Origin of the sequence: Serinicoccus profundi (assembly GCF_008001015.1) — a bacterium.
Taxonomy (GTDB): Bacteria; Actinomycetota; Actinomycetes; order Actinomycetales; family Dermatophilaceae; genus Ornithinicoccus; species Ornithinicoccus profundi.
In genome coordinates this window covers 2,554,722-2,575,069 of record NZ_CP042862.1, presented here as the reverse complement: position 1 = coordinate 2,575,069, position 20,348 = coordinate 2,554,722, and the positions used below count along the sequence as shown (strand labels likewise).

The window sequence follows — 20,348 nt, the reverse complement described above, 5'->3', positions numbered from 1 at the left end:
CCCGGGAACACCCGGGAACACCGCGAGGACCACCGGTCGTTGACCGGTCATGCACAGGCACTACAACGGGCTGAAGACCACGCTGCTCTTCGGCGCCATCTGGGCGATCTTCCTCGGGATGGGTGCGCTCATCGGCGGCGGCCGGTTCATCTGGCTCTTCGCGATCTTCGGGCTGGCCACGACGTTCTACAGCTACTGGAACTCCGACAAGCTGGCCATCAAGGCCATGCGTGCCGAGCCGGTGACCCCCGAGCAGCAGCCGGCGATGTACCGCATCGTCAGCGAGCTCTCCCAGCAGGCGGGCAAGCCCATGCCCCGCCTCTACGTCAGCCCGACGGCGGCGCCCAACGCCTTCGCGACCGGCCGCAACCCCGAGCACGCCGCGGTGTGCTGCACCGAGGGCATCCTGCACCTGCTCGACGAGCGCGAGCTGCGCGGGGTGCTCGGGCACGAGCTCATGCACGTCTACAACCGCGACATCCTCACCAGCTCGGTCGCCGCCGGCATCGCCGGGGTCATCACCTCGGTGGCGCAAATGGCGCTCTTCTTCGGCGGGGGCAACCGGGAGAACGGCGCCAACCCGCTCGCCCTGCTGGCGATGGCGCTGCTCGCGCCCTTCGCCGCCACGGTGGTGCAGCTCGCGATCAGCAGGACCCGGGAGTATGACGCGGACGAGGACGGCGCCCAGCTCACCGGAGACCCGCTGGCGCTGGCCTCGGCGTTGCGCAAGCTGGAGTCCGGCACCGCCCGCGCCCCGCTGGCCCCCGAGCCGCAGCTCGTCAACGCCAGTCACATGATGATCGCCAACCCGTTCCGCGCCAAGGACGTCACGAAGATGTTCGCGACCCACCCGCCGATGGCGCAGCGCATCGCCCGGCTGGAGCAGATGGCCCAGGGCAACCAGCCCGGCATCGAGCGCCTCTGATCACGACCCGCCCCAGGGCGCGGCTCTCGCTGGGCACGCCAACACTGCTCTGACGCGACCTGGGCAAGCGGAGTCGACACGCTGCAGCATGGCCATGGTGCAGCGTGGGGTCCACCCTTGCCCAGGTCGTCTCACGACCCTGCCGATGTGACCCCGGGCTGGCGCTCCTCAGCGGTCGGTCGGCTCGCCCCGGACCGCGCGGGCCGGGGGCCGGTCCCCGCGGATGCTGGCGACCATGTCGACGACCCGCCGGGTCGCCCGGACGTCGTGGGCGCGGAAGACCGCCGTGCCCAGCCACGCCGCCACCGCGGTCGCGGCGAGCGTGCCCTCCAGCCGCTCGTCGGCCTCCAGGTCGAGGGTCTCGCCGACGAAGTCCTTGCGGGAGAGGGCCTGCAGCACCGGGTGGCCGAGGGCCGCGACATCGGCGGTATGCCGCAACGTCACCAGCGAGTGCCGCGTGGTCTTGCCGAAGTCCAGGGTCGGGTCGATGAGCACCCGCTCGGGCGGGACCCCCGCCTGCACGGCGACCCGCGCCCCCCGGGCCAGGACCGTGACCACGTCACGGACGACGGCGAGCTCGTCGTTGCCCTGGGCGTCGGCATACCGGACCTGCACCGGGTCGGTGCGCGGCGGGAGCCCACCGGTGTGCGAGACGACCACGCCGGCGCCGAGGTCGGCCGCCACGCCCACCAGCTCGGGGTCGTGGCCGGCCCAGGTGTCGTTGACGAGGTCGAGCAGGCCGTCCGCCGCGCGGGCCACCTCGCTGCGCCAGGTGTCGAGGGAGAGGACGAGGTCGGGATAGGCCGCCCGGGCCGCCTCGAGGAAGGGCAGGACCCCGTCGATCTCCGCGGCGGCGTCGACGTGCTCGCTCTCCTGGCCGGCGCGCACCCCGCCGACGTCGACGATGTCCGCGCCCTCGCGCACGGCCGCGTGCAATGCCGCCATCGCGTCGTCGAGGACGGCGTGGCGGTTGCCGGCCCAGAAGGAGTCCCGGGTCCGGTTGACGATCGCCATGACGGCGGGACGAGCCGCGTCGAAGCGCTGGCCGCGCAGCACGAGCGCGGGAGGCCGGGGGAGCGGGACAGCGACGATGGCGGGTGTGGTCACACCCGCCATCGTCCCATCCGTCGGCTCACTCCCAGGTGATCCAGTCGATCGACTCATCGGCCACGGCCATGACCGGGTAGCTCATGCCGTCATCGGTGGTGAGCTCCCAGGTGGGGACCTCCATGCTGCCGGCCTGGGTGTACATCGTGGCCTGCACGAGGCGGGCGCCGGTGACCTCCTTGTCCTTGAGCAGCAGCGGGATCTGCATCCCGTCCGCGACCTCCGGGACGTCCGGGATCTTCGGCTCGATGAAGGTCAGGTCGCCGTCGCGGACCGGCGCGAGGTCCTCGAGGTCCTGAGGCAGCTGGACGCCGTACTCCATGCTGAACTCGCGCAGCCCGTAGCGCTCCACCGCCTCGACCGGGGAGATGACCGGGTAGTCGCCGATGGAGACCATCTCGCCCAGCCCCGCGTTGGCGTCGATGACACCGGAGGGGCCCACGGTGAGGCTCACGTGCTTCGGGCCGTAGGCACCTCCGGGAGGGGCGGCCTCGACGTAGACCACGGAGGAACCACGGTCGTAGTCGCTGCTCTGGAAGGTGAACCCCTCGGTCGGCACCCCGGCGAGGGTGAGGAAGTCCCGGGCGGCCTGCTCGGCCTGCTCGTCCGTGGGGCGCTCGCCGGTGATCTCGCGGCAGTCGTCCACCGTGGGCAGCGGGGTGTCCGACCCGAAGGTCGCCTCCCAGTAGTCCTGCATCGTGTCGCGCTCGCGGCCCTGCGCCATGGCGAGCTCTTCCCGGCAGTAGGGGGAGGAGAAGAAGTCGGAGTAGGAGACGTGCAGGCCGCCACCCTCGGTGCTGGCGCTGATCATCCGACCGGTCTCGGCCTCGGCCAGCCCGACATTGCCCTCCGGGAAGAAGTCCTCGTCGCTGGCCATCGGCTCGCCCTGGAGGCCGAGCGTCCGGGCCCACTCCTCGAGGAAGGCCTCGGGGTCCTCGTCGCTGCGCAGGACGCGCACCGCAGCGGTGGAGCGCTCCGAGGAGAGGGAGTCGGCCGGCACCAGCCGGACCGGGCCGGGGTCGTAGGGCTGGGGGGCGGACTCGCCGGCCGAGCTGCTCGTGGCGACCGACCCGCTGGAGAGCTCGGCGCTCAGCCCGGCGTCCATGCCGGCCCCGGCGGGGGACAGCAGGGAGTCCTGGCCGGCGACCAGCAGGGTGCCGGTGCCGCGCTGCGCACCGACGGCATACCCTCCGGCGCCGATGGCGAGCGCCGCGATGCACGCGGCCGCCACCCACGGCGCCCGGATCGCCGGGCCCCCGAGTAGGTCCTCATCGACCCGGGTCGCGCGGTCGGCGCCCTGGCTGGCGGGGGCCTTGTGCGCGATGAGCGAGCGCAGCCGGTTGAGGTCGGGGTGGGACCCGGTGGCCGGGTCGCTGGCCTGCAGGCGGTGCAGGCTCTCGTCGCTGTGGTGCTGGACCATGATCGGTCTCCTTCGAGCGGTGGTGCGTGATCGTGCGGTGGTGCCGGACTTGGTGGCCCGGGGATGAGTCAGTGGTCGTGCTCCCAGGCCTCGCGCAGCCGGGCCCGGGCCCGGGAGAGCGCCGCAGCGGCGCCTCCGCGGGTCAGGCCCAGGGCCTGCGCGAGTCCCTCCCCGTCCAGCCCCTCCCAGGCATGGAGCATGAGGATGCCGCGGTCGCGGGTGCTCAGCCGGCCGAGGGCGCGGCGCACCTCGTCGTCGGCCATGACGAGGTCGGCCGGGTCGACGCTGCGCATGTGCTGGTCGAGGCCGTCGCCGCCCTCGTGGCCGGAGTAGTCGGACAGCAGGGTCAGCGTCGGCTTGCGCCGGTGGTTGGCCAGGACGTAGGACGCGGTGCGGTAGAGCCACGGCAGTGCGAAATCGGCCGGGATCTTGTCGCGGCGTCGCCACGCGGTCGCGAAGACCTCCGCGGTGAGGTCGTCGACGTCGTTGCCGGCGGCCCGGCGGACGAAGTACCGGTGGATCTGAGTCGCGTGCTGGGCGAAGAACCCGTCGAACCACGCGGTGTCCCGGGTGCTCCCGGGTGGCCCCTGGTCGGGGTGGGTCCCAGCGAGGCGTAGGGCCATCGCTCCTCCTGCGGTGTGAGGGTCGGGCCCCGTCGGCCCGTCCACCTGCACTATGTCCGCGTCCGCCGACCTGTTGCAGTCACCACGCGGCGTGCCGCTGCGTCGGGAGGGACGGCATACCTGGTGGGGGGGGGGGGGGGGGGGGTATGACGCAGAACGGGCACCGGTCTCCCGGTGCCCGTCCGCTTCTGTGGCAGGTGCAGGATTCGAACCTGCGTAGGCATACGCCGACGGATTTACAGTCCGCTTCCATTGGCCGCTCGGACAACCTGCCAGTGCGCCAAAGCGCGGATGACATGCTAACAGTCCTATCCCGGTGCTCCGAACTCGTGCGTGAGTCACCGGCCAGTCACGACACAGGAGGTATGCCCATGGCCGACTCGTCCTTCGACATCGTTAGCAAGGTCGATCAGCAGGAGGTCGCCAACGCCGTCAACCAGGCGGCCAAGGAGATCTCGACCCGCTACGACTTCCGCAACGTCGGCGCCCGGGTGGAGCTCAACGGGGAGAGCATCTCCATGGCCGCCAACTCCGAGGAGCGGTGCAAGGCGGTGCTCGACGTCCTGCAGACCAAGCTCGTCAAGCGCGGGGTCTCGCTCAAGCACCTGGACTACACCCACGACGGGGAGCCCTACGCCTCCGGCAAGGAGTACCGCCTCGAGGCGGCGCTCAAGAGCGGCATCTCGAGCGAGAACGCCAAGAAGATCTCCAAGATCATCCGCGAGGAGGCGCCGAAGACCGTCAAGAGCCAGATCCAGGGCGATGAGCTGCGGGTCACCTCCAAGTCGCGCGACGACCTGCAGGCGGTGCAGCAGCTGCTCAAGGGCAAGGACCTCGACGTCGCGCTGCAGTTCACCAACTACCGCTGAGCGCGCGAGGTCTCACCGCTCCGCCCGGCGCAGGGTGACCCAGGCGACCAGCGCCGCCCCGGCGACGAGCACGGCCCCAGCGGTGCTCGTGACCCCGACCCCCGCGTCGAAGGCGGCGCGGGCCGACTCCAGCAGCGCCTGGTCGCCGGTCCGCTCGGCCGCCGCGACGGCGCCACCCAGGGTGTCCCGCGCCGCGGCGGCCGAGGCCTCGTCGGTGCCGGCCGGGATCGTGAGGGAGGAGCGGTAGACCGCCGTGAGGAGCCCACCGAGCACGGTGGTGCCGAGCACCGCACCGAACTCGTAGGCCGTCTCGCTCGCCGCCGACGCGGCCCCGGCCTTGGCGGCAGGCACGGCGGTGAGGATCTGGTCGTTGGAGATCGTCTCGGCCGCGCCGATCCCCAGCCCGAGCAGGACGAAGGCCAGGGTGATCTGCGGCACGGTGATGCCGGTCCCGCCCAGGGCGAGCAGGGCGTAGGCGCAGAAGGAGAAGGCCAGGCCCCCCACCACGGCCAGGCCCGGCGGGACGTGGCGCACGACCCGGACCACGAGCAGCCCGGCGGCCACCATCGCGACCACCCCCGGCACGAGCACGAGGGAGGCCTCCAGCGGGGGCATCCCCTCGACGAGCTGCAGGTGCTGGGTGACGAAGAAGAGGAAGCCGGTCAGCGCGACGATGCTCAGCAGGTTGACCGTCAGCGCGCCGGAGAAGACGGGGACGGCGAAGAGGCTGACGTCGAGCATCGGGTTGGCGGCGCGACGCATCCGGCGCACGAAGCCGACGCCCGCGAGGACGGCCACGACGAGGACCGCGACCGCGACGGCGTCGAGCCCGGCCACCGCGGTGTGCTTGATAGACCAGGCGAGGCCGCCGAGGGCCGCCATGGACAGGGCGACCCCGACGAGGTCGATGCGACCGGGGTGGGGGTCGCGGGACTCGCGGATGAGGAAGGGGCCCAGCACGAGCAGCGGCAGCAGGATGGGGACGGCGACGAGGAAGACCGAGCCCCAGTGGAAGTGCGCCAGCAGGACCCCGCCCACCACCGGGCCCACGGCCGACCCGGCGGAGAAGCCCGTGGCCCAGATCGCGACGGCCAGCCGTCGCTGGGACCGGTCGAGGAACATCGTGCGCAGCAGGGACAGCGTGGCCGGCATGAGCGTCGCGCCGAAGACCCCCAGGGCGACCCGGGCGGCGATGAGCAGCTCGGCCGTCGGGGCGAAGGCGGCCAGGGCGGAGACGCCGGCGAAGCCGGTCGCGCCGATGAGCAGGAGCCGGCGCCGACCGATGCGGTCCCCGACGGTGCCCATCGTGACGAGCAGGGTGGCCAGGACGAGCGGGTAGGCGTCGATGAGCCACAGCTGCTCGGCGGCGGTGGGGGAGAGGGCCCGCGCGATCTGCGGCAGGGCGAAGTTGAGCACCGTCGTGTCGATCGAGACGAGGAGCACCGGCAGCATGAGCACGGCGAGGCCCGCCCAGTCGCGGCGGGTGGCGCTGGGCGCCGCAGCGGTCGGCGCGAGAGGAGTCGTGGTCATCCCTCTACTATACCGTCTGGACGGTTTAGTTCGCGACGGTAGGATGGGAGCTATGTCCAAGGGTGAACAGACGCGGTCCCGCCTGCTCGACGCCTTCGAGGACCTCGTCATCGAGCACGGGGAGCGGGCGGCGACGCTGGCCGCGACGGCGGACCAGGCCGGGGTGTCCAAGGGCGGCCTGCTCTACCACTTCGGGTCCAAGGAGGCCCTCGTGCAGGGGTTGGCCGACCGGTTGGCGGTCTTCGGTGGAGCCGAGGAGCGCCGGCTGTCCTCGATGCCCGACGCGCTGGAGGTCTTCCTCCGGGAGTCGGTGGCGGCCAACCAGCCGCTGGACCGGACCTATCTCGCGCTCCTCAAGCTCGGCCAGCTCGACGAGCACCATGTGGCCCGTGCGGCGCTGCAGCAGCTCGACGAGCACTACCTCGCCGCGCTGACCGAGGCGCTGGGCGACCCCGACCTCGCCTTCCTCGTGCTGCGCGTCAGCGACGGCATCTACGTCCGCACCGCCCTGGGCGGTCGCGACGCGCTGCCGGCCGACTCGGTCGACCGGACCCTCGCCCTGCTCGCCTCCGTGCCGCGGTAGGTCCGGCGCGGCATACCATCGGTGCTTATGGCGAGCACCTCTGTGACGGCCCCGTCGCTGCCCACCCGTCCGGAGCGCATGGGTCGGCTGCCCTACACCCGGGCCCACACCCGCGTGCTGCTCGGGTCCGGGACCGGGTGGGCGCTGGATGCGATGGACGTCGGGCTCATCTCCTTCGTCGGCCTCGCCATCGCGACGCAGTGGGATCTGACCCGGACCGAGCAGTCCTGGCTGCTGTCCATCGGGTTCGTCGGGATGGCGCTCGGGGCGACCTTCGGCGGGATGCTCGCCGACCGCTACGGCCGGCGCACCGTCTTCGCCCTGACGCTGCTCGTCTACGGTCTCGCGACCGGTGCCTCCGCGCTGGTCAGCGGGCTGGCCGCGCTGCTGGTCCTGCGCTTCCTCGTGGGGATCGGGCTCGGCGCCGAGCTGCCGGTGGCCTCGACGTTGGTGAGCGAGCTGTCGCCGACGCGGATCCGCGGCCGGATGGTGGTGATCCTCGAGTCCTTCTGGGCGGTGGGGTGGCTCCTGGCCGCCCTCATCGGCTATTTCGTCGTGCCGATCAGCGACAACGGCTGGCGCTGGGCCTTCGCGGTCGGGCTGGTGCCGGCGGTGTATGCCGTCGTCATCCGGTGGGGGATGCCCGAGTCTCCGCTCTTCCTCGAGCGGCGGGGGCGGGTCGCCGAGGCCGAGGAGGTCGTCCGCGCCTTCGAGGACTCCGCCGGCCTCCCGCACGAGGAGAGCCGCCCGCTGCCGGAGGCGCCGCCCCGCACCCCTGGGACGCTCTGGTCCGCGGCCTACCGGGTGCGCACCCTCGGGATCTGGCTGGTGTGGTTCTGCGTCAACTTCTCCTACTACGGCGCGTTCATCTGGCTGCCGAGCCTGCTCTACGCGCAGGGTTTCGACCTCGTCCGCTCCTTCGGCTACACGCTGGTCATCACGCTCGCCCAGCTGCCGGGGTATGCGGTCGCCGCCGTCCTGGTCGAGGTGTGGGGTCGCCGGGTGACGCTGGCCAGCTTCCTGCTCGGGTCGGCGGTCTCTGCGGTGACCTTCGGGATGGCGGGGGAGGTGTGGCAGATCATCGCCGCCGGCTGCGCGATGAGCTTCTTCAACCTCGGTGCCTGGGGTGCGCTGTATGCCGTGACCCCGGAGATCTACCCGACCAGCGTCCGGGCGTCCGGGGCGGGCGCGGCGGCGGGCTTCGGCCGGATCGCCTCGATCGCGGCACCCCTGCTGGTGCCGGTCGTCCTCGGCGCCTGGGGCAACGCCGTCCTCTTCGCCATCTTCGGCGGCGCCTTCGTCATCGGTGCGGCGGCGGCATACCTCCTGCTGCCGGAGCACGCCGGTGACGCCCTCGAGACCAGCTGATCGAGGCGGACCGTCGCACGGGATGCATAGGTATACTGAGTCGTGCATGACTACACAGCGCGGTGTGGTCATGTCCCCGCACCCGGCCACTCCCTCCCCGCCCCGACCCCTAGGATGACGAGCATGACTGAGCTGTCCACGAACCAGGCCTTCATCGACCTCGAGGACCAGGTCGCCGCCCATAACTACAGCCCGCTGCCCGTGGTGGTGGAGCACGCCGAGGGCATCCACGTGACCGATGTCGAGGGCAACACCTACATCGACGCGCTGTCCGGCTACTCGGCGCTCAACTTCGGGCACCGCCACCCCGGGCTGGTGCAGGCCGCCAAGGACCAGCTGGACCGCTCGACCCTCACCTCCCGCGCCTTCCACAACGACCAGCTCGGCCCCTTCTGCGAGGCCCTCGCCCGGCTCGTCGGCAAGGACATGATCCTGCCGATGAACACCGGCGCCGAGGCGGTCGAGACCGCCCTCAAGATCGCCCGCAAGTGGGCCTACCAGGTCAAGGGCGTGGCCGACGGCCAGGCCGAGATCATCGTCATGGACGGCAACTTCCACGGCCGCACGACGACGATCATCTCCTTCTCCGACGACCCGGAGGCGCACGACCACTACGGTCCCTACACGCCCGGTTTCGTCGCGGTGCCCTACGGCGACCTGGCCGCCATCGAGGCCGCGATCACCGACAACACGGCGGCCGTGCTCGTCGAGCCGATCCAGGGGGAGCAGGGCGTGATGATCCCCCAGGAGGGCTTCCTGCCCGGCCTGCGCCAGCTGTGCACCGACCGCAACGTCCTCATGATCGCCGACGAGATCCAGTCCGGCCTCGGCCGCACCGGCACCTCCCTGGCCTGCGAGTACGAAGGCGTCGAGGCCGACATGTACACCCTCGGCAAGGCACTCGGCGGCGGCATCGTGCCGGTCTCGGCCGTCGCCGCGGACGCCGACGTCATGAACGTCATCACCCCGGGCACCCACGGCTCGACCTTCGGCGGCAACCCGCTCGCTGCCGCGGTCGGCAAGGCGGTCGTCGACCTGCTCCTCACCGGCGAGCACCAGGCGCACGCCAAGCAGCTGGAGGGCGTCTTCGCCGAGGAGCTCGGCAAGCTCGTCGGCCACGGGGCCGAGGCGGTGCGCGTGCGCGGTCTGTGGGCCGGCATCGACATCGACCCCGAGCTCATGACCGGCAAGGAGGCCTGCAAGGCGCTGGCCAAGAAGGGTGTCCTCGCCAAGGACACCCACGGCTCGACCATCCGCCTCGCGCCGCCGCTGACCATCACCGAGGACGAGCTGCGCCAGGTCACCGACACGCTGGCCTCCGTGCTGGCCGAGGCCCGCGGCTGAACGCCTCCCTCCCGGGGGTGCTCCTGCTCGCCGGGGGCGTCCTGGCGCTGCTGGGTCTGGTCCTGCCCGGACTGCTCCTGACGTATGCCGTCCAGCGGCTCGCGCGGGGCCGTCGCGACGGCGAGACCCGGGGCGCGCTCATCGGGGGTCCGGTGACCCTGATCGCGCCGATCGCCGGGCTGCTCCTGCTCGGGTATGCCGCCGCCCCGGCGCTCGTCGGGCTCGGCGCGGGCCTGCTCGTCCTGGCCGCCTGGCCGGGGATCGTCATGGTGGCCCTGCTGCTGGTCCGGTGGCGGTTGACCCGTCCCGGCGCCGCCTCCGGCTCCGGGGCGGTCATCGTCCTCGGCGCGCCGGTGCCCGACGGCGAGGTGGGGGAGGAGCTCGCCGCGCGCCTGCGGGGCGGGCTGGCCGCGCTCGCCTCCCTGCCGGGGCCGCTGGGCGCCGCCGGCGCCACCGGCCTCCTCGCCCCGCTCGTGCTCACCGGGGGGCGCGGCCGCAAGGGGCGTCCCGCCGAGGCCGTCGCGATGGAGCGGTGGGTCAGGCAGGCCGACCCGTCGGCCACGGTGGTGCTCGAGGACCGGGCGACGACGACCGAGGAGAACCTCCTGCTCTCCACCGACCTCCTGCGCGGGCGCGGGGCCGAACCGCCCTACGCGGTGGTGACCAGCGCCTACCACGCCGCCCGGACCCGACTCCTCGTCGCCCGCCACCGCCTGCCGCTGCGGGTGGTGGGGGTGCCGGTGCCGATGGAGCTACCGGTCGGGGCCTACCTGCGCGAGCTGCTCATCGTGCTCAAGCAGGCGCGGTGGGCCCACGTCGTGGCCGGTGCGGTCGTCATCGCCGTCGCGGTCCTCGTCGGGCTCGCGGCGCGCTGACCGCGCTCGTGCGCCTCAGCCCGGCCGGTGGAGCCGTCGGCAGACCACGTCCAGGTGCGCCACGAGCTCGGGCGGGTCGAGGACCTCGACCTGCGTGCCGAGCATGACCAGCTCGCAGGCGAGGTAGTCCAGGCTCTCCCCTCCGGTGACGAGCTCGCACCACCCGTCGGCGAGCTCGGTCACCTCCCCGGCCAGCGGTGAGACGCGGTCGCTGAGCTCCTCGACCCCCATCTGCACGCGCACCGTCGCCACCCAGCGGTAGGGGGCGCGGGTCACCGAGCGGGTGATGTAGGCCGCCGGGTCCGGCACGTCGCGCGCCGCGCCCCGCAGGGTCCCGACCGTGAGCTCCTGCACGCGGTCCAGCCGGAAGCTGCGCCAGTCGTCGCGGTCGAGGTCGAAGGCCAGGAGGTACCACCGGTGGCTCACCGCCACGAGCGTCGCCGGCTCGATCCGGCGCGTCGACTCCTCGCCGTCGCGGGCGACATACCGCAACGTCGCGCGCAGCCGGTCGCGGCAGGCGCGGGAGGCGGCCATGAGCACCTCGGGGTCGACCACCGCCCGCGCCGTGCCCACCGTGACCGTGCTGTCGTGGATGGCCGCGACCTGCTCGCGCGCCCGGGCCGGCATGACCTGGTCGAGCTTGGCGAGGATGCGGACGGCGCTGTCGGTCACCCCGGCGACGGTGCCGCCCGCCGCCAGCCGCAGGCAGACGGCGACCGCGACCGCCTCGTCCTCCGCGAGCAGGAGCGGGGGCAGCGAGCCGCCGGCCCCGAGCTGGTAGCCGCCGCCCGTGCCGCTGCTGGCGCGCACCGGGTAGCCCAGCTCGCGCAGCCGGTCGATGTCGCGGCGGATGCTGCGGGTCGTGACGCCGAGGCGGTCGGCGAGCTCCTCGGAGGTCCACAGCGCCCGCGTCTGGAAGAGCCCGAGCAGGCGCAGCACCCGCGTCGTCGGATCGGTCATGGCCCGATGCTGCCACGGACTGCGGACACGATGTGTCCGCCGGTGGTGCTGGGCTGGGCGCATGGACGAGATCACCGAGGCCCTCCTCGACCAGCTGGACTTCCACTGGAGGCACCAGGCCCGCCCACGGCTCGACGGACTGACCGACGAGGAGTACCTCTGGGAGCCGGTGCCCGGCACCTGGAGCGCGCGTCCGCGTGAGGAGCAGCCACCGCCGTCGGTGACCGCGCGGGCCGGCGGGGGGCGCTGGCAGCTCGACTGGGCCCACCCTGAGCCGACACCGGCGCCGGTCACCTCGATCGCCTGGCGACTGGGCCACGTCATCGTGGGGGTCCTGGGCAGTCGTGCCCACAGCCACTTCGGTGGGCCGCCCGCAGACATCCTCGGCTGGGACTACGCCGGCACCGCCGAGCAAGCGCTCGAGCAGCTGGACGCCGCGTATGCCGCCTGGGTCGCCGGGGTGCGGGCGCTGGACGCCGACGCCCTGCGCCGACCGGTCGGACCCGCGGAAGGTCCGTGGGCGCAGGCGCCGATGCTCACCCTGGTCCTGCACCTCAACCGGGAGACGATCCACCACCTCGCCGAGGTGGCCCTGCTGCGCGACCTGTGGGCGCACGGCTCCCGCTGAGCATCGCCCGGGGGACCGGGCGCCCCACAGGTGCGCTCAGCCCTGCGCGCCGGGGGTCCAGCGGTCGGCGGTGTCGTCCTGGAGCATCTGGGAGTTCAGCCAGGTCTCCGGGATCCCCATGCCCTCGACCAGCTCGAGCGCGTGCGGGCGCAGCTCGCCGCACAGGGAGTTGATCTGGGTGACGACGGCCTTCGCGCGCCCGGCCGACATCCGGTTGTGCGCCTGGAACCAGCCGGAGTCCGCGTCGATCGAGCTGAGGGCGTAGAGCGTGCACAGCCGCTCGAGCACGCCGCGCGCCGCCTCGTCCTCGCACCCCTCGATGCCGGCGACGAAGGCCTCCAGCACGACCCGGTCCATGTGGGTGCGTGCCGCGAGGAGCACGTGGTCCTGCGCCGAGTTGAAGGCCTCGAAGGAGTCCTGGTCGTCGGCGCGGCGCCGTAGGCGGGTCGCCAGGGTCTCCAGCACGTGGCGCTCGCGGTCGGCGAACATCGCCAGGTGCCAGCCCCGGTCGAGCAGCGTCTCGCCCTCGCCCTTGCGGGCGGCCGCCGTGCGCAGCCGCTCGACCATGGGCCGGGCCGCCGTCGCCTCGACGAACTGCCCGCCGAAGGCACGGGCCGCGAACTGCACCATCCCGCGCATGTCCAGGTCCCCCCACATCTCCTTGTAGCCCGAGAGCAGACCCTTGGCGACCAGCTGCAGCAGGACCGTGTTGTCGCCCTCGAAGGTGGCGAAGACGTCGGCGTCACCGCGCAGCACGGTGAGGCCGTTCTCGGCCAGGTAGCCCGCGCCGCCGCACGCCTCGCGGCACATCTGGACGGTGTCGTTGCCGAAGCGGGTCATCACGGCCTTGAGCCCTGCCGCGCGGGTCTCCAGCTCGCGCTGGGCCTCCTGGTCCTTGGTCGGCATCTCGTGCAGCTCCTGCAACCGCTCGACCAGCTCGTTGGTGGCGAACATGTGGGCATAGGCCGTGGCGATGGCCGGGATGAGCTTGCGCTGGTGCGCGAGGTAGTCGAGCAGGAGGACCTCGCCGTCGTGCCCGGGGGCGCTGAACTGCCGGCGGCGCAGGGCATACCTCGTGGCGATCGAGAGCGCCTTGCGGGACGCGGTGGCCGCGCCGGCCGCCACGCAGATGCGTCCGCGCACCAGGGTCCCGAGCATGGTGAAGAAGCGCTTGCCGTCGCCCTCGATGTCGGAGACGTAGCGTCCGTCGTCGTCGATGCCGCCGTAGCGGCCCAGCAGGTGGCTGCGGGGGACCCGCACCTGGTCGAAGGTGATCGTCCCGTTGTCGACGCCGGCCAGGCCACCCTTGGCGCCGTTGTCCCCGAGGGTCACACCGTCCGCCGGTCGACCGCTCGCGTCCCGGATCGGCACGAGGACGACGTGCACGCCGTGGGACTCACCCGCCACGACCAGCTGGCCGTAGACCGCGGCGATGTGCGCGTCGTGGGCGGCCGCCCCGATGTAGGTCTTGGTCGCCGACGGGGTGGGGGAGTGCACGACGATCTCGTCGGTGTCCGCGTCATAGGTATGCGTGGTCTCCAGCGACGCGACGTCGGACCCGTGCCCGAACTCGGTCATCGCGTAGCACCCGATCTGCTCCAGGGAGAGGTTGGGCGGCAGGAAGGTCTCGTGGTGCCAGTCGGTGCCGAGGGCGGTGACGGCACCGCCGTAGAGACCGAAGTGCACGCCGGACTTCACCGTGAGCGACAGGTCGCCGTGGGCCGTCATCTCGAAGTCGACACAGGAGCGGCCGACGTCGTCCAGACCGCCCTGGGCCACCGGGAAGCCGCTGCCGGCCATGCCGAGGTCCACGAGCCGGCCCAGGGCCTCGGTGGTCCACGCACGGGCCTCGCTCATCGTGAGCTCGGGGTCGCGCACCATGACGTCGGCGGGCACGGTGGCCCGGGCGAGGTCGCGGACCGGGCCGTAGCGGCCGCCGGTCGCCTGGCGCAGCGCGTGGCCGAGCTCGGTCAGCTCCTCGCCCGGGTGGGGGCGGGTGGCGTCGGGGCCGGCGCTGGCCGGCATGCTGATGTCGGTGTCGGGCTCGGGGGTGTGGGTCTGCGGTCGGGCTGAGGTGGTCATGTGCGGGGTCCTCCTGCGAGTGCGGGGCGGATGAGTTCGACGACGGCGTGTGCGGCCTCGTCGACACTGAGCTGGGTGGCGCTGGCGCCGGTGAGGAAGTGGTCTGCGCTGGCCCGGACGAGCCCGACGATGCCGTGGCCCCAGGCGTCCGCCAGGGTCTCGGCCTCCTCGGCACGGCCGGTCTGGACCAGGTGGAGGCGGATCGCGGCGGCGAGCTGCTCGCTGATCCGGTCGGTGATGCGGTGGACGGGGTCGTCCGGGTCGCCCTCGGTCGTCTCCAGGGGCCGGGTCATGACGAAGCGGTAGATCTCCGGATCGCGCTGCACGAGCGCGAGGTAGGAGCGCACCATCGCCTCGATCCGGGACACGACGTCACCGCCCTGCTGCTGGGCCGCCTGAAGATCCCCGAGCACCGTCTCGTCGACCGCCTGGACCACCGCACCGTAGAGCCCGGCCTTGTCACCGAGGTGGCGGTAGAGCACCGTCTTGCTCGTGCCCGCCTGGGCGGCGATCTCGTCCATCCCGACGCCGGCGCCGTGGTGGCGGATCGCCTTGAGCGCGGCCTCGACGAGCTGGCGTCGACGGCGGGTGCGGTGCGCCTCCCAGCGGGAGTCACGGCCGTCGCGCGCGTCGGTCACCTCGGCGCCGGGGCCTCTGGTCCGGAGGATCATGGCTCTCACAGTACCGCGTACTTGCTGTATCGGCTACAGTCGGTATCAGATAGTTCCCCAGACCTGCTCCCTGCATCCCAGGAGATCTCCATGCCCGACCAGCTCACCGATGCCGTCATCCTCGGCGGCAACCGGATCCCGTTCGGCAAGTCCGGCGGCGCCTACGCCACGGCCTCCAACCAGGCCATGCTCACGGCCGCCCTCGACGGGCTGATCGCCCGCTTCGGGATCGCCGGCGAGCGGGTCGGCGAGGTCGCCGCCGGTGCGGTGCTCAAGCACGCCCGCGACTTCAACCTGACCCGCGAGGCCGTCCTCGGGTCGGCCCTGGCCGCGACCACCCCGGCCTACGACCTCCAGCAGGCGTGCGGCACGGGGCTCGAGACGGTCATCCAGGTGGCCAACAAGATCCGGCTGGGGCAGGTCGACTCCGGCATCGCCGGTGGCGTGGACTCCGCGAGCGACGCGCCGATCGCGGTCGGCGAGGGGCTGCGCAAGGCGCTACTGGGGGCGAGCCGTGCGCGGACCCCCCTCGCCCGCGCCAAGGCGCTGGCCGCCATCCGCCCGGGCGACCTCGCGCCGGAGACCCCGCGCAACGCCGAGCCGCGCACGGGTCTGTCGATGGGGGAGCACCAGGCGCTCACCGCCAAGGAGTGGGGCATCACCCGGGAGGCGCAGGACGAGCTGGCCGCCGCCAGCCACCACCGTCTCGCAGCCGCCTGGGACGCCGGCTTCTTCGACGATCTCGCCACCGGCTTCCTGCGGCTCTCGCGTGATGAGGGTCTGCGTCCGGACACCTCCGTCGACAAGCTCGCCAAGCTCTCCCCGGTCTTCGGCAAGGGGGAGGGCGCGACCATGACGGCCGGCAACTCCACCCCGCTCTCGGACGGGGCCGCCCTCGTGCTGCTGGGCAACCAGGAGTGGGCCGCCGAGCACCGGCTGCCGGCGCTGGCGCGCTTCGTGGACGCCGAGGTCGCGGCGGTCGACTACGTCTCCGGCGACGAGGGCCTGCTCATGGCCCCGGCGTATGCCGTGCCGCGCCTGCTCGCCCGGCAGGGGCTCACCCTCGACGACATCGACCGGTTCGAGATCCACGAGGCCTTCGCCTCGACCGTCCTGGCGACCATGGCCGCGTGGGAGTCCGAGGGGTTCTGCCGAGACCGGCTCGGCCTCGATGCGCCCCTCGGTGCGGTCGACCGCAGCAGGCTCAACGTCAACGGCTCCTCGCTCGCGGCGGGTCACCCCTTCGCCGCCACCGGCGGCCGCATCGTGGCCTCGCTGGCCAAGATGCTCCACGAGCTCGGCCCGGGCTCGCGGGGGCTCATCTCGATCTGTGCCGCCGGCGGCCAGGGTGTCGTCGCGATCCTGGAAGGGTGCTGACATGGCCGACCTCATGCAGCTGTTGACCACCAACCCGCTCGCCAAGCAGCTCGGTGTCCCGCAGGCCACCCGCCTGCGCCGTGGCCGCGAGCTGCCCTCCGGCCCGGTCGCCGTCGGCACCGCTGGCGGGGGCACCCTCGCCCGGCGCGCCCTCGACCTGCTCGGGGTGCCCGTCCGTGACGCGCTGCTCGACCGGCCCGAGACCCGGGTCACCGAGACGTCCGACGACGGCCGCTCCCGCGAGGTGCCCGAGGCCTACCCCGGACGGATCGGCGCGCTGGTGCTCGACGCCACGTCCGCCACCTCCCTGGCCGACCTCGAGCACGTCCGCGGGCTGCTGCGCCCGGCGATGAAGGGGCTGGAGAGCTCGGGCCGGGTCGTCGTCCTCGGGGTGGAGCCGGAGACGGCGGGTGCGCCGACCGCGGTCGCCACCCAGCAGGCCCTCGAGGGCATCGTCCGCAGCGTCGGCAAGGAGCTGCGGGGCGGCGCCACCGCCAACCTCGTCCGGGTCGACCTGCTCACCGCGGAGCCGACCACGGCGCAGGAGCTCACCTCCACGCTCTCCTTCCTCCTCGAGGGACGCTCGGCCTACGTCTCCGGTCAGGTCCTGCACGTCGGGCACGCTGCCGAGGACCCGCAGCCGCTCTCCGACCGCCCGTACGAGGGCCGGATCGTCGTCGTCACCGGCGCCGGTCGCGGCATCGGTGCCGGGATCGCCCGCACCTTCGCCCGGGACGGCGCGCTGGTGGTCGCCGTCGACGTGCCCGCGGGCGGGCAGGGCCTGGCGGAGGTCGCCAACAGCATCGGGGGCACCGCCCTCCAGCTCGACATCACCGCTCCCGACGCGGGCGCCCGCATCGCCGGTCACGTCGCGCAGCGCTTCGGCGAGGCGGCCCGGATCCACGCGATCGTGCACAACGCCGGCATCACCCGCGACCGGCTGCTCGCCAACACCGACGAGCAGTGGTGGGGCAGCGTCCTCGACGTCAACCTCGGCGCGCAGATCAGGATCAACAGCGTGCTGCTGGAGGCGGACCGGCCCGGCGGCCTGGACGACGGGGGCCGGATCATCGGGGTCGCCTCGACGTCCGGCATCGCCGGCAACCGGGGTCAGGCCAACTACGCCGCGTCCAAGGCCGGCGTGATCGGCCTCGTCCGGGCCATGGGGGCCGACCCCCGGCTGGCCGAGCGCGGGATCACGGTCAACGCCGTGGCTCCGGGCTTCATCGAGACCGAGATGACCGGCAAGATGCCCGTGGCGACCCGCGAGGTGGCACGGCGGATCAACAGCCTCCAGCAGGGCGGCACGCCGGTCGACGTGGCGGAAGCCATCGGCTACTTCGCCGACCCGTCCAGCGCGGCCGTCACCGGCGAGGTGCTGCGCGTCTGCGGCCAGAGCCAGATCGGGGCTTGAGCATGGGCGATCTCCCCACCGCCTCCGGCGTGCCCCGCGATGTCGACGTCGAGCTGCTGAGCGAGCCACCGAGCATCGGCGCCGCCTTCGCCCGCGGGATCGCGACCGGCCTCGGTCGCCCCGGCGCGCGGGGTTCGCTGCCCGCGAGGCGGCTGGTCATGACCGGCGTGCGGCAGGACCTCGACCGCCTCTCGGACTTCTGTGCGGTGACCGGCGGACTGCTCGCCGACACCGTGCCGGCCACCTGGCTGCACGTGCTCACCTTCCCGTTGCAGGTGCGGCTCATGGCGGCCCGCGACTTCCCGTTCCCCATGCTCGGGATGGTGCACGTCAGCAACCGCATGACGGTGCACCGCCCGGTGCGGGTGGAGGAGGAGCTCACCGTCTCGACCTGGGCCGACAGCCTCGCGCCGCACCGCAAGGGCAGCACCGTGGATCTCGTGGGCGAGGTCCGGGTCGCGGACGAGGTGGTCTGGGAGGGGCGCAGCACCTACCTCGTCCGCTCCTCGACCCCACCGAGCGTCGCAGATGGTTCCTCTGACGCCGACCGCTCCTCGACCCCACCGAGCGTCGCAGATGGTTCCCCTGAGGCCGACCGCTCCTCGACCCCACCGAGCGTCGCAGATGGTTCCCCTGAGGCCGACCGAGCGACGCAGATGGTCGTGGGCGGACGGCAGGTGGCCCTCTGGCGGGTGCCGGCGGACCTGGGGCGGTCCTACGCCCGGGTCTCCGGCGACGCCAACCCCATCCACCTGTCGGCGCTGAGCGCCAAGGCCTTCGGCTTCCCCCGGGCCATCGCCCACGGTATGTGGACCCACGCCCGAGTGCTCGCGGCCGTCCAGCCGCGGCTCCCGGAGAGCTATGACGTCTCGGCCAGCTTCGCCAAGCCGATCCTCCTGCCCTCGACCGTGGTGCTCCGCTCCGACGGGGCCGCGCACGGGGCCCTGGCGGTCACCGACCGCGAGGGCTCGCGACTCCACGTATCGATGCAGGTCAGCGGCCTGCGCTGAGAGCCGCGCGGAGCCGCCGGGCCCGTTTTGGAATCGCCCGGCGGCCTCGTGTAAAGTTGTCTCTCGCTGCCTGAGGGTCACGTGCTCCGAGGGATTCACAGCCCGCCCCTATAGCTCAGTCGGTAGAGCGTTTCCATGGTAAGGAAAAGGTCAACGGTTCGATTCCGTTTGGGGGCTCTGGTGAGCCGGTTCGCCGGTCGCCGCGAGGCGGAGTAGCTCAGCTGGTTAGAGCGCACGACTCATAATCGTGAGGTCGCGGGATCGAGTCCCGCCTCCGCTACCACGTACCTCGCAGGTACAGGCCGTAGACACACACAGATCCACACCGAGAGCAGGTCGCACCGTGGCTAAGTCCACCGACGTTCGCCCCAAGATCACCATGGCGTGCACGGAGTGCAAGGAGCGCAACTACATCACCAAGAAGAACCGGCGCAACAACCCCGACCGGCTCGACATGGCGAAGTTCTGCCCCCGCTGCGGCAAGCACACCGCGCACCGCGAGACCCGCTGACGCTCCGCGCCAGCCACGACGCACAGGCCGTCACCCCCACCAGGGTGGCGGCCTTCGTCATACCCCCTCCTGGACCGACCACGGCCTAGCACGAGCCCCATGAGGAAGTTCGCCGATGAGGGTCGTGCTATCCCGACGTTGGTCCCGGTGCGGGCTGAGGTCGTTAGGCTGGTCCCCATGCCCGTCAACCCTGACTACGCCGGTCGTGAGTACCCGCCGGCCGGACCCTTCGAGGTGACCCGCGAGCAGGTCGCCGCCTTCGCCGACGCCGTCGGAGCCACGGGCCCGGCGCACCGTGACACCGCCGCGGCTCAGGCCCTGGGCCACGCCGACGTGGTGGCACCACCGACCTTCGCGGTCCGGCTCGCCCAGCAGTGCGAGGCCCAGCTCGTCCAGGACCCGGACGCCGGCATCGACTTCTCCCGCGTCGTGCACGGTCAGGAGGGGTTCTTCCACCACCGCCCGATCGTCGCCGGCGACCGCCTGACCGGCGTCCTGCACGTCGACACCATGCGCGAGGCAGGTGGCCACGGGATGGTCGCGACCCGGGTCGAGCTGATCGACGCCGACGGTGCGGCGGTCACCACGGTGACCTCCACGATCGTGGTCAGGGGGGAGGGCTGATGAGCGAGCTCACCCGCACCGTGAGCGTCGACCGCGACCTCCTCGTGGCCTACGCCGAGGCCTCCGGTGACCACAACCCCATCCACCAGGACACCGAGGTGGCCCGCGCGGTCGGCCTGCCGGACGTCATCGCGCACGGTATGTGGACCCTGGGCGCCGCGCTGGAGCTCGTCACCGACTACGTCGGCGGTGACCCCGGCCGCATCCTGTCCTGCCAGACCCGGTTCACCGGCATGGTCGTCGTGCCGGAGGGCCGCACGGTCGACGTGGACGTCGTGGGGGTGGTCACGAAGGTCGACGCGGAGGCCGGCACCGAGACCCTCCAGCTCACGGCCACCTGTGCCGGAGAGAAGGTCCTGGGCCGCTGCCAGGCCGTCGTCCGCCCGCTCGGGGCCGACGCGTGAGCGGCGCCGGGGCATTGAGGACC

At 72.6% G+C, this 20,348-nt stretch carries 20 protein-coding genes and 3 tRNA genes; 15 read left to right on the top strand and 8 right to left on the bottom strand.

Annotation, left to right across the window (positions count from 1 at the left end; all coding sequences use genetic code 11):
- Nucleotides 1-49 precede the first annotated feature (49 nt).
- The gene (htpX, locus tag FA582_RS11955; protein ID WP_010148736.1) at nt 50-925 is read left to right on the top strand and encodes a zinc metalloprotease HtpX; all 876 of its coding nucleotides are present in this window, start codon (nt 50-52) and stop codon (nt 923-925) included.
- 168 nt (nt 926-1,093) lie between these two features.
- Here htpX and folP read toward each other — a convergent pair whose 3' ends face one another.
- From folP to FA582_RS11935, 4 genes are all read right to left on the bottom strand, one after another.
- The gene (gene folP, locus FA582_RS11950) at nt 1,094-2,041 is read right to left on the bottom strand and encodes a dihydropteroate synthase (protein WP_033229277.1); all 948 of its coding nucleotides are present in this window, start codon (nt 2,039-2,041) and stop codon (nt 1,094-1,096) included.
- Nucleotides 2,042-2,057: 16 nt separating this feature from the next.
- Entirely contained in the window at nt 2,058-3,452 is a 1,395-nt protein-coding gene (locus FA582_RS11945) for a hypothetical protein (protein WP_010148734.1), read from the bottom strand.
- A 68-nt stretch (nt 3,453-3,520) separates the two neighbouring features.
- The gene (locus FA582_RS11940; protein ID WP_010148733.1) at nt 3,521-4,075 is read right to left on the bottom strand and encodes an RNA polymerase sigma factor; all 555 of its coding nucleotides are present in this window, start codon (nt 4,073-4,075) and stop codon (nt 3,521-3,523) included.
- Between the two features lie 191 nt (nt 4,076-4,266).
- Nucleotides 4,267-4,349: transfer RNA gene (locus tag FA582_RS11935), tRNA-Tyr, on the bottom strand.
- Between the two features lie 97 nt (nt 4,350-4,446).
- Here FA582_RS11935 and FA582_RS11930 point away from each other — a divergent pair.
- Nucleotides 4,447-4,944 carry a YajQ family cyclic di-GMP-binding protein gene (locus tag FA582_RS11930; protein ID WP_010148732.1) on the top strand — a complete coding sequence of 166 codons (498 nt, stop codon included), beginning with the start codon at nt 4,447-4,449 and terminating at the stop codon, nt 4,942-4,944.
- 12 nt (nt 4,945-4,956) lie between these two features.
- Here the strand turns inward: FA582_RS11930 and FA582_RS11925 are convergent, their stop codons facing one another.
- Complete coding sequence (locus FA582_RS11925; protein ID WP_010148731.1) at nt 4,957-6,474, bottom strand: MFS transporter; 1,518 nt, start codon at nt 6,472-6,474, stop codon at nt 4,957-4,959.
- A gap of 52 nt (nt 6,475-6,526) precedes the next feature.
- On the opposite strand from FA582_RS11925, the gene FA582_RS11920 reads away from it, so the two are divergent.
- From FA582_RS11920 to FA582_RS11905, 4 genes are all read left to right on the top strand, one after another.
- Nucleotides 6,527-7,057 (top strand): TetR/AcrR family transcriptional regulator, encoded by a 531-nt coding sequence (locus FA582_RS11920; RefSeq protein WP_010148729.1) that lies wholly within the window; start codon nt 6,527-6,529, stop codon nt 7,055-7,057.
- Nucleotides 7,058-7,084: 27 nt separating this feature from the next.
- A complete protein-coding gene (locus FA582_RS11915; protein ID WP_010148728.1) occupies nt 7,085-8,425 on the top strand; it encodes an MFS transporter in 1,341 nt (446 codons plus the stop codon).
- Between the two features lie 123 nt (nt 8,426-8,548).
- Nucleotides 8,549-9,769: an ornithine--oxo-acid transaminase gene (gene rocD / locus FA582_RS11910; protein WP_147899825.1), complete on the top strand. Its 1,221-nt coding sequence runs from the start codon at nt 8,549-8,551 to the stop codon at nt 9,767-9,769.
- Between the two features lie 17 nt (nt 9,770-9,786).
- On the top strand, nt 9,787-10,644 hold the full coding sequence (locus tag FA582_RS11905) for a YdcF family protein (protein WP_010148726.1): 858 nt from the start codon (nt 9,787-9,789) through the stop codon (nt 10,642-10,644).
- Nucleotides 10,645-10,659: 15 nt separating this feature from the next.
- On the opposite strand, the gene FA582_RS11900 is transcribed toward FA582_RS11905, so the two are convergent.
- On the bottom strand, nt 10,660-11,604 hold the full coding sequence (locus tag FA582_RS11900; protein ID WP_010148725.1) for a helix-turn-helix transcriptional regulator: 945 nt from the start codon (nt 11,602-11,604) through the stop codon (nt 10,660-10,662).
- A 61-nt stretch (nt 11,605-11,665) separates the two neighbouring features.
- Here FA582_RS11900 and FA582_RS11895 point away from each other — a divergent pair, with 61 nt between their 5' ends.
- Nucleotides 11,666-12,232 carry a DinB family protein gene (locus tag FA582_RS11895; RefSeq protein WP_010148724.1) on the top strand — a complete coding sequence of 189 codons (567 nt, stop codon included), beginning with the start codon at nt 11,666-11,668 and terminating at the stop codon, nt 12,230-12,232.
- Between the two features lie 36 nt (nt 12,233-12,268).
- Here FA582_RS11895 and FA582_RS11890 read toward each other — a convergent pair whose 3' ends face one another.
- Both FA582_RS11890 and FA582_RS11885 read right to left on the bottom strand, forming a co-directional pair.
- Nucleotides 12,269-14,314, bottom strand: coding sequence for an acyl-CoA dehydrogenase family protein (locus FA582_RS11890; protein WP_010148723.1), 2,046 nt, complete (start codon nt 14,312-14,314; stop codon nt 12,269-12,271).
- Nucleotides 14,311-14,985: a TetR/AcrR family transcriptional regulator gene (locus tag FA582_RS11885; RefSeq protein WP_010148722.1), complete on the bottom strand. Its 675-nt coding sequence runs from the start codon at nt 14,983-14,985 to the stop codon at nt 14,311-14,313. The genes FA582_RS11890 and FA582_RS11885 overlap by 4 nt, the downstream gene beginning before the upstream one ends.
- A gap of 90 nt (nt 14,986-15,075) precedes the next feature.
- Here FA582_RS11885 and FA582_RS11880 point away from each other — a divergent pair, with 90 nt between their 5' ends.
- From FA582_RS11880 to FA582_RS11845, 8 genes are all read left to right on the top strand, one after another.
- The gene (locus FA582_RS11880) at nt 15,076-16,362 is read left to right on the top strand and encodes an acetyl-CoA C-acetyltransferase (protein WP_010148721.1); all 1,287 of its coding nucleotides are present in this window, start codon (nt 15,076-15,078) and stop codon (nt 16,360-16,362) included.
- Between the two features lies 1 nt (nt 16,363).
- Entirely contained in the window at nt 16,364-17,776 is a 1,413-nt protein-coding gene (locus tag FA582_RS11875; RefSeq protein WP_010148720.1) for a 3-oxoacyl-ACP reductase, read from the top strand.
- Nucleotides 17,777-17,778: 2 nt separating this feature from the next.
- On the top strand, nt 17,779-18,786 hold the full coding sequence (locus FA582_RS11870; protein ID WP_238705438.1) for a MaoC/PaaZ C-terminal domain-containing protein: 1,008 nt from the start codon (nt 17,779-17,781) through the stop codon (nt 18,784-18,786).
- A 104-nt stretch (nt 18,787-18,890) separates the two neighbouring features.
- Nucleotides 18,891-18,963 (top strand) — tRNA-Thr (locus tag FA582_RS11865).
- A gap of 29 nt (nt 18,964-18,992) precedes the next feature.
- Nucleotides 18,993-19,069, top strand: a tRNA-Met gene (locus tag FA582_RS11860).
- Between the two features lie 60 nt (nt 19,070-19,129).
- On the top strand, nt 19,130-19,297 hold the full coding sequence (rpmG, locus tag FA582_RS11855) for a 50S ribosomal protein L33 (protein WP_010148718.1): 168 nt from the start codon (nt 19,130-19,132) through the stop codon (nt 19,295-19,297).
- A 177-nt stretch (nt 19,298-19,474) separates the two neighbouring features.
- Nucleotides 19,475-19,921, top strand: a complete 447-nt coding sequence (locus FA582_RS11850; protein WP_010148717.1) for an FAS1-like dehydratase domain-containing protein — start codon at nt 19,475-19,477, stop codon at nt 19,919-19,921.
- Nucleotides 19,921-20,325, top strand: coding sequence for a MaoC/PaaZ C-terminal domain-containing protein (locus FA582_RS11845; protein WP_010148716.1), 405 nt, complete (start codon nt 19,921-19,923; stop codon nt 20,323-20,325). Before FA582_RS11850 ends, FA582_RS11845 begins: the two co-directional genes overlap by 1 nt.
- Nucleotides 20,326-20,348: the final 23 nt, after the last annotated feature.

Excerpts from the sequence above, each read along its gene's own strand:
- htpX (WP_010148736.1), top strand. The coding sequence starts at position 50 with ATGCACAGGCACTACAACGGGCTGAAGACCACGCTGCTCTTCGGCGCC.
- folP (WP_033229277.1), bottom strand. The coding sequence starts at position 2,041 with ATGGCGGGTGTGACCACACCCGCCATCGTCGCTGTCCCGCTCCCCCGG.
- FA582_RS11945 (WP_010148734.1), bottom strand. The coding sequence starts at position 3,452 with ATGGTCCAGCACCACAGCGACGAGAGCCTGCACCGCCTGCAGGCCAGC.
- FA582_RS11940 (WP_010148733.1), bottom strand. The coding sequence starts at position 4,075 with ATGGCCCTACGCCTCGCTGGGACCCACCCCGACCAGGGGCCACCCGGG.
- FA582_RS11930 (WP_010148732.1), top strand. The coding sequence starts at position 4,447 with ATGGCCGACTCGTCCTTCGACATCGTTAGCAAGGTCGATCAGCAGGAG.
- FA582_RS11925 (WP_010148731.1), bottom strand. The coding sequence starts at position 6,474 with ATGACCACGACTCCTCTCGCGCCGACCGCTGCGGCGCCCAGCGCCACC.
- FA582_RS11920 (WP_010148729.1), top strand. The coding sequence starts at position 6,527 with ATGTCCAAGGGTGAACAGACGCGGTCCCGCCTGCTCGACGCCTTCGAG.
- FA582_RS11915 (WP_010148728.1), top strand. The coding sequence starts at position 7,085 with ATGGCGAGCACCTCTGTGACGGCCCCGTCGCTGCCCACCCGTCCGGAG.
- rocD (WP_147899825.1), top strand. The coding sequence starts at position 8,549 with ATGACTGAGCTGTCCACGAACCAGGCCTTCATCGACCTCGAGGACCAG.
- FA582_RS11900 (WP_010148725.1), bottom strand. The coding sequence starts at position 11,604 with ATGACCGATCCGACGACGCGGGTGCTGCGCCTGCTCGGGCTCTTCCAG.
- FA582_RS11895 (WP_010148724.1), top strand. The coding sequence starts at position 11,666 with ATGGACGAGATCACCGAGGCCCTCCTCGACCAGCTGGACTTCCACTGG.
- FA582_RS11890 (WP_010148723.1), bottom strand. The coding sequence starts at position 14,314 with ATGACCACCTCAGCCCGACCGCAGACCCACACCCCCGAGCCCGACACC.
- FA582_RS11885 (WP_010148722.1), bottom strand. The coding sequence starts at position 14,985 with ATGATCCTCCGGACCAGAGGCCCCGGCGCCGAGGTGACCGACGCGCGC.
- FA582_RS11880 (WP_010148721.1), top strand. The coding sequence starts at position 15,076 with ATGCCCGACCAGCTCACCGATGCCGTCATCCTCGGCGGCAACCGGATC.
- FA582_RS11875 (WP_010148720.1), top strand. The coding sequence starts at position 16,364 with ATGGCCGACCTCATGCAGCTGTTGACCACCAACCCGCTCGCCAAGCAG.
- FA582_RS11870 (WP_238705438.1), top strand. The coding sequence starts at position 17,779 with ATGGGCGATCTCCCCACCGCCTCCGGCGTGCCCCGCGATGTCGACGTC.
- FA582_RS11850 (WP_010148717.1), top strand. The coding sequence starts at position 19,475 with ATGCCCGTCAACCCTGACTACGCCGGTCGTGAGTACCCGCCGGCCGGA.
- FA582_RS11845 (WP_010148716.1), top strand. The coding sequence starts at position 19,921 with ATGAGCGAGCTCACCCGCACCGTGAGCGTCGACCGCGACCTCCTCGTG.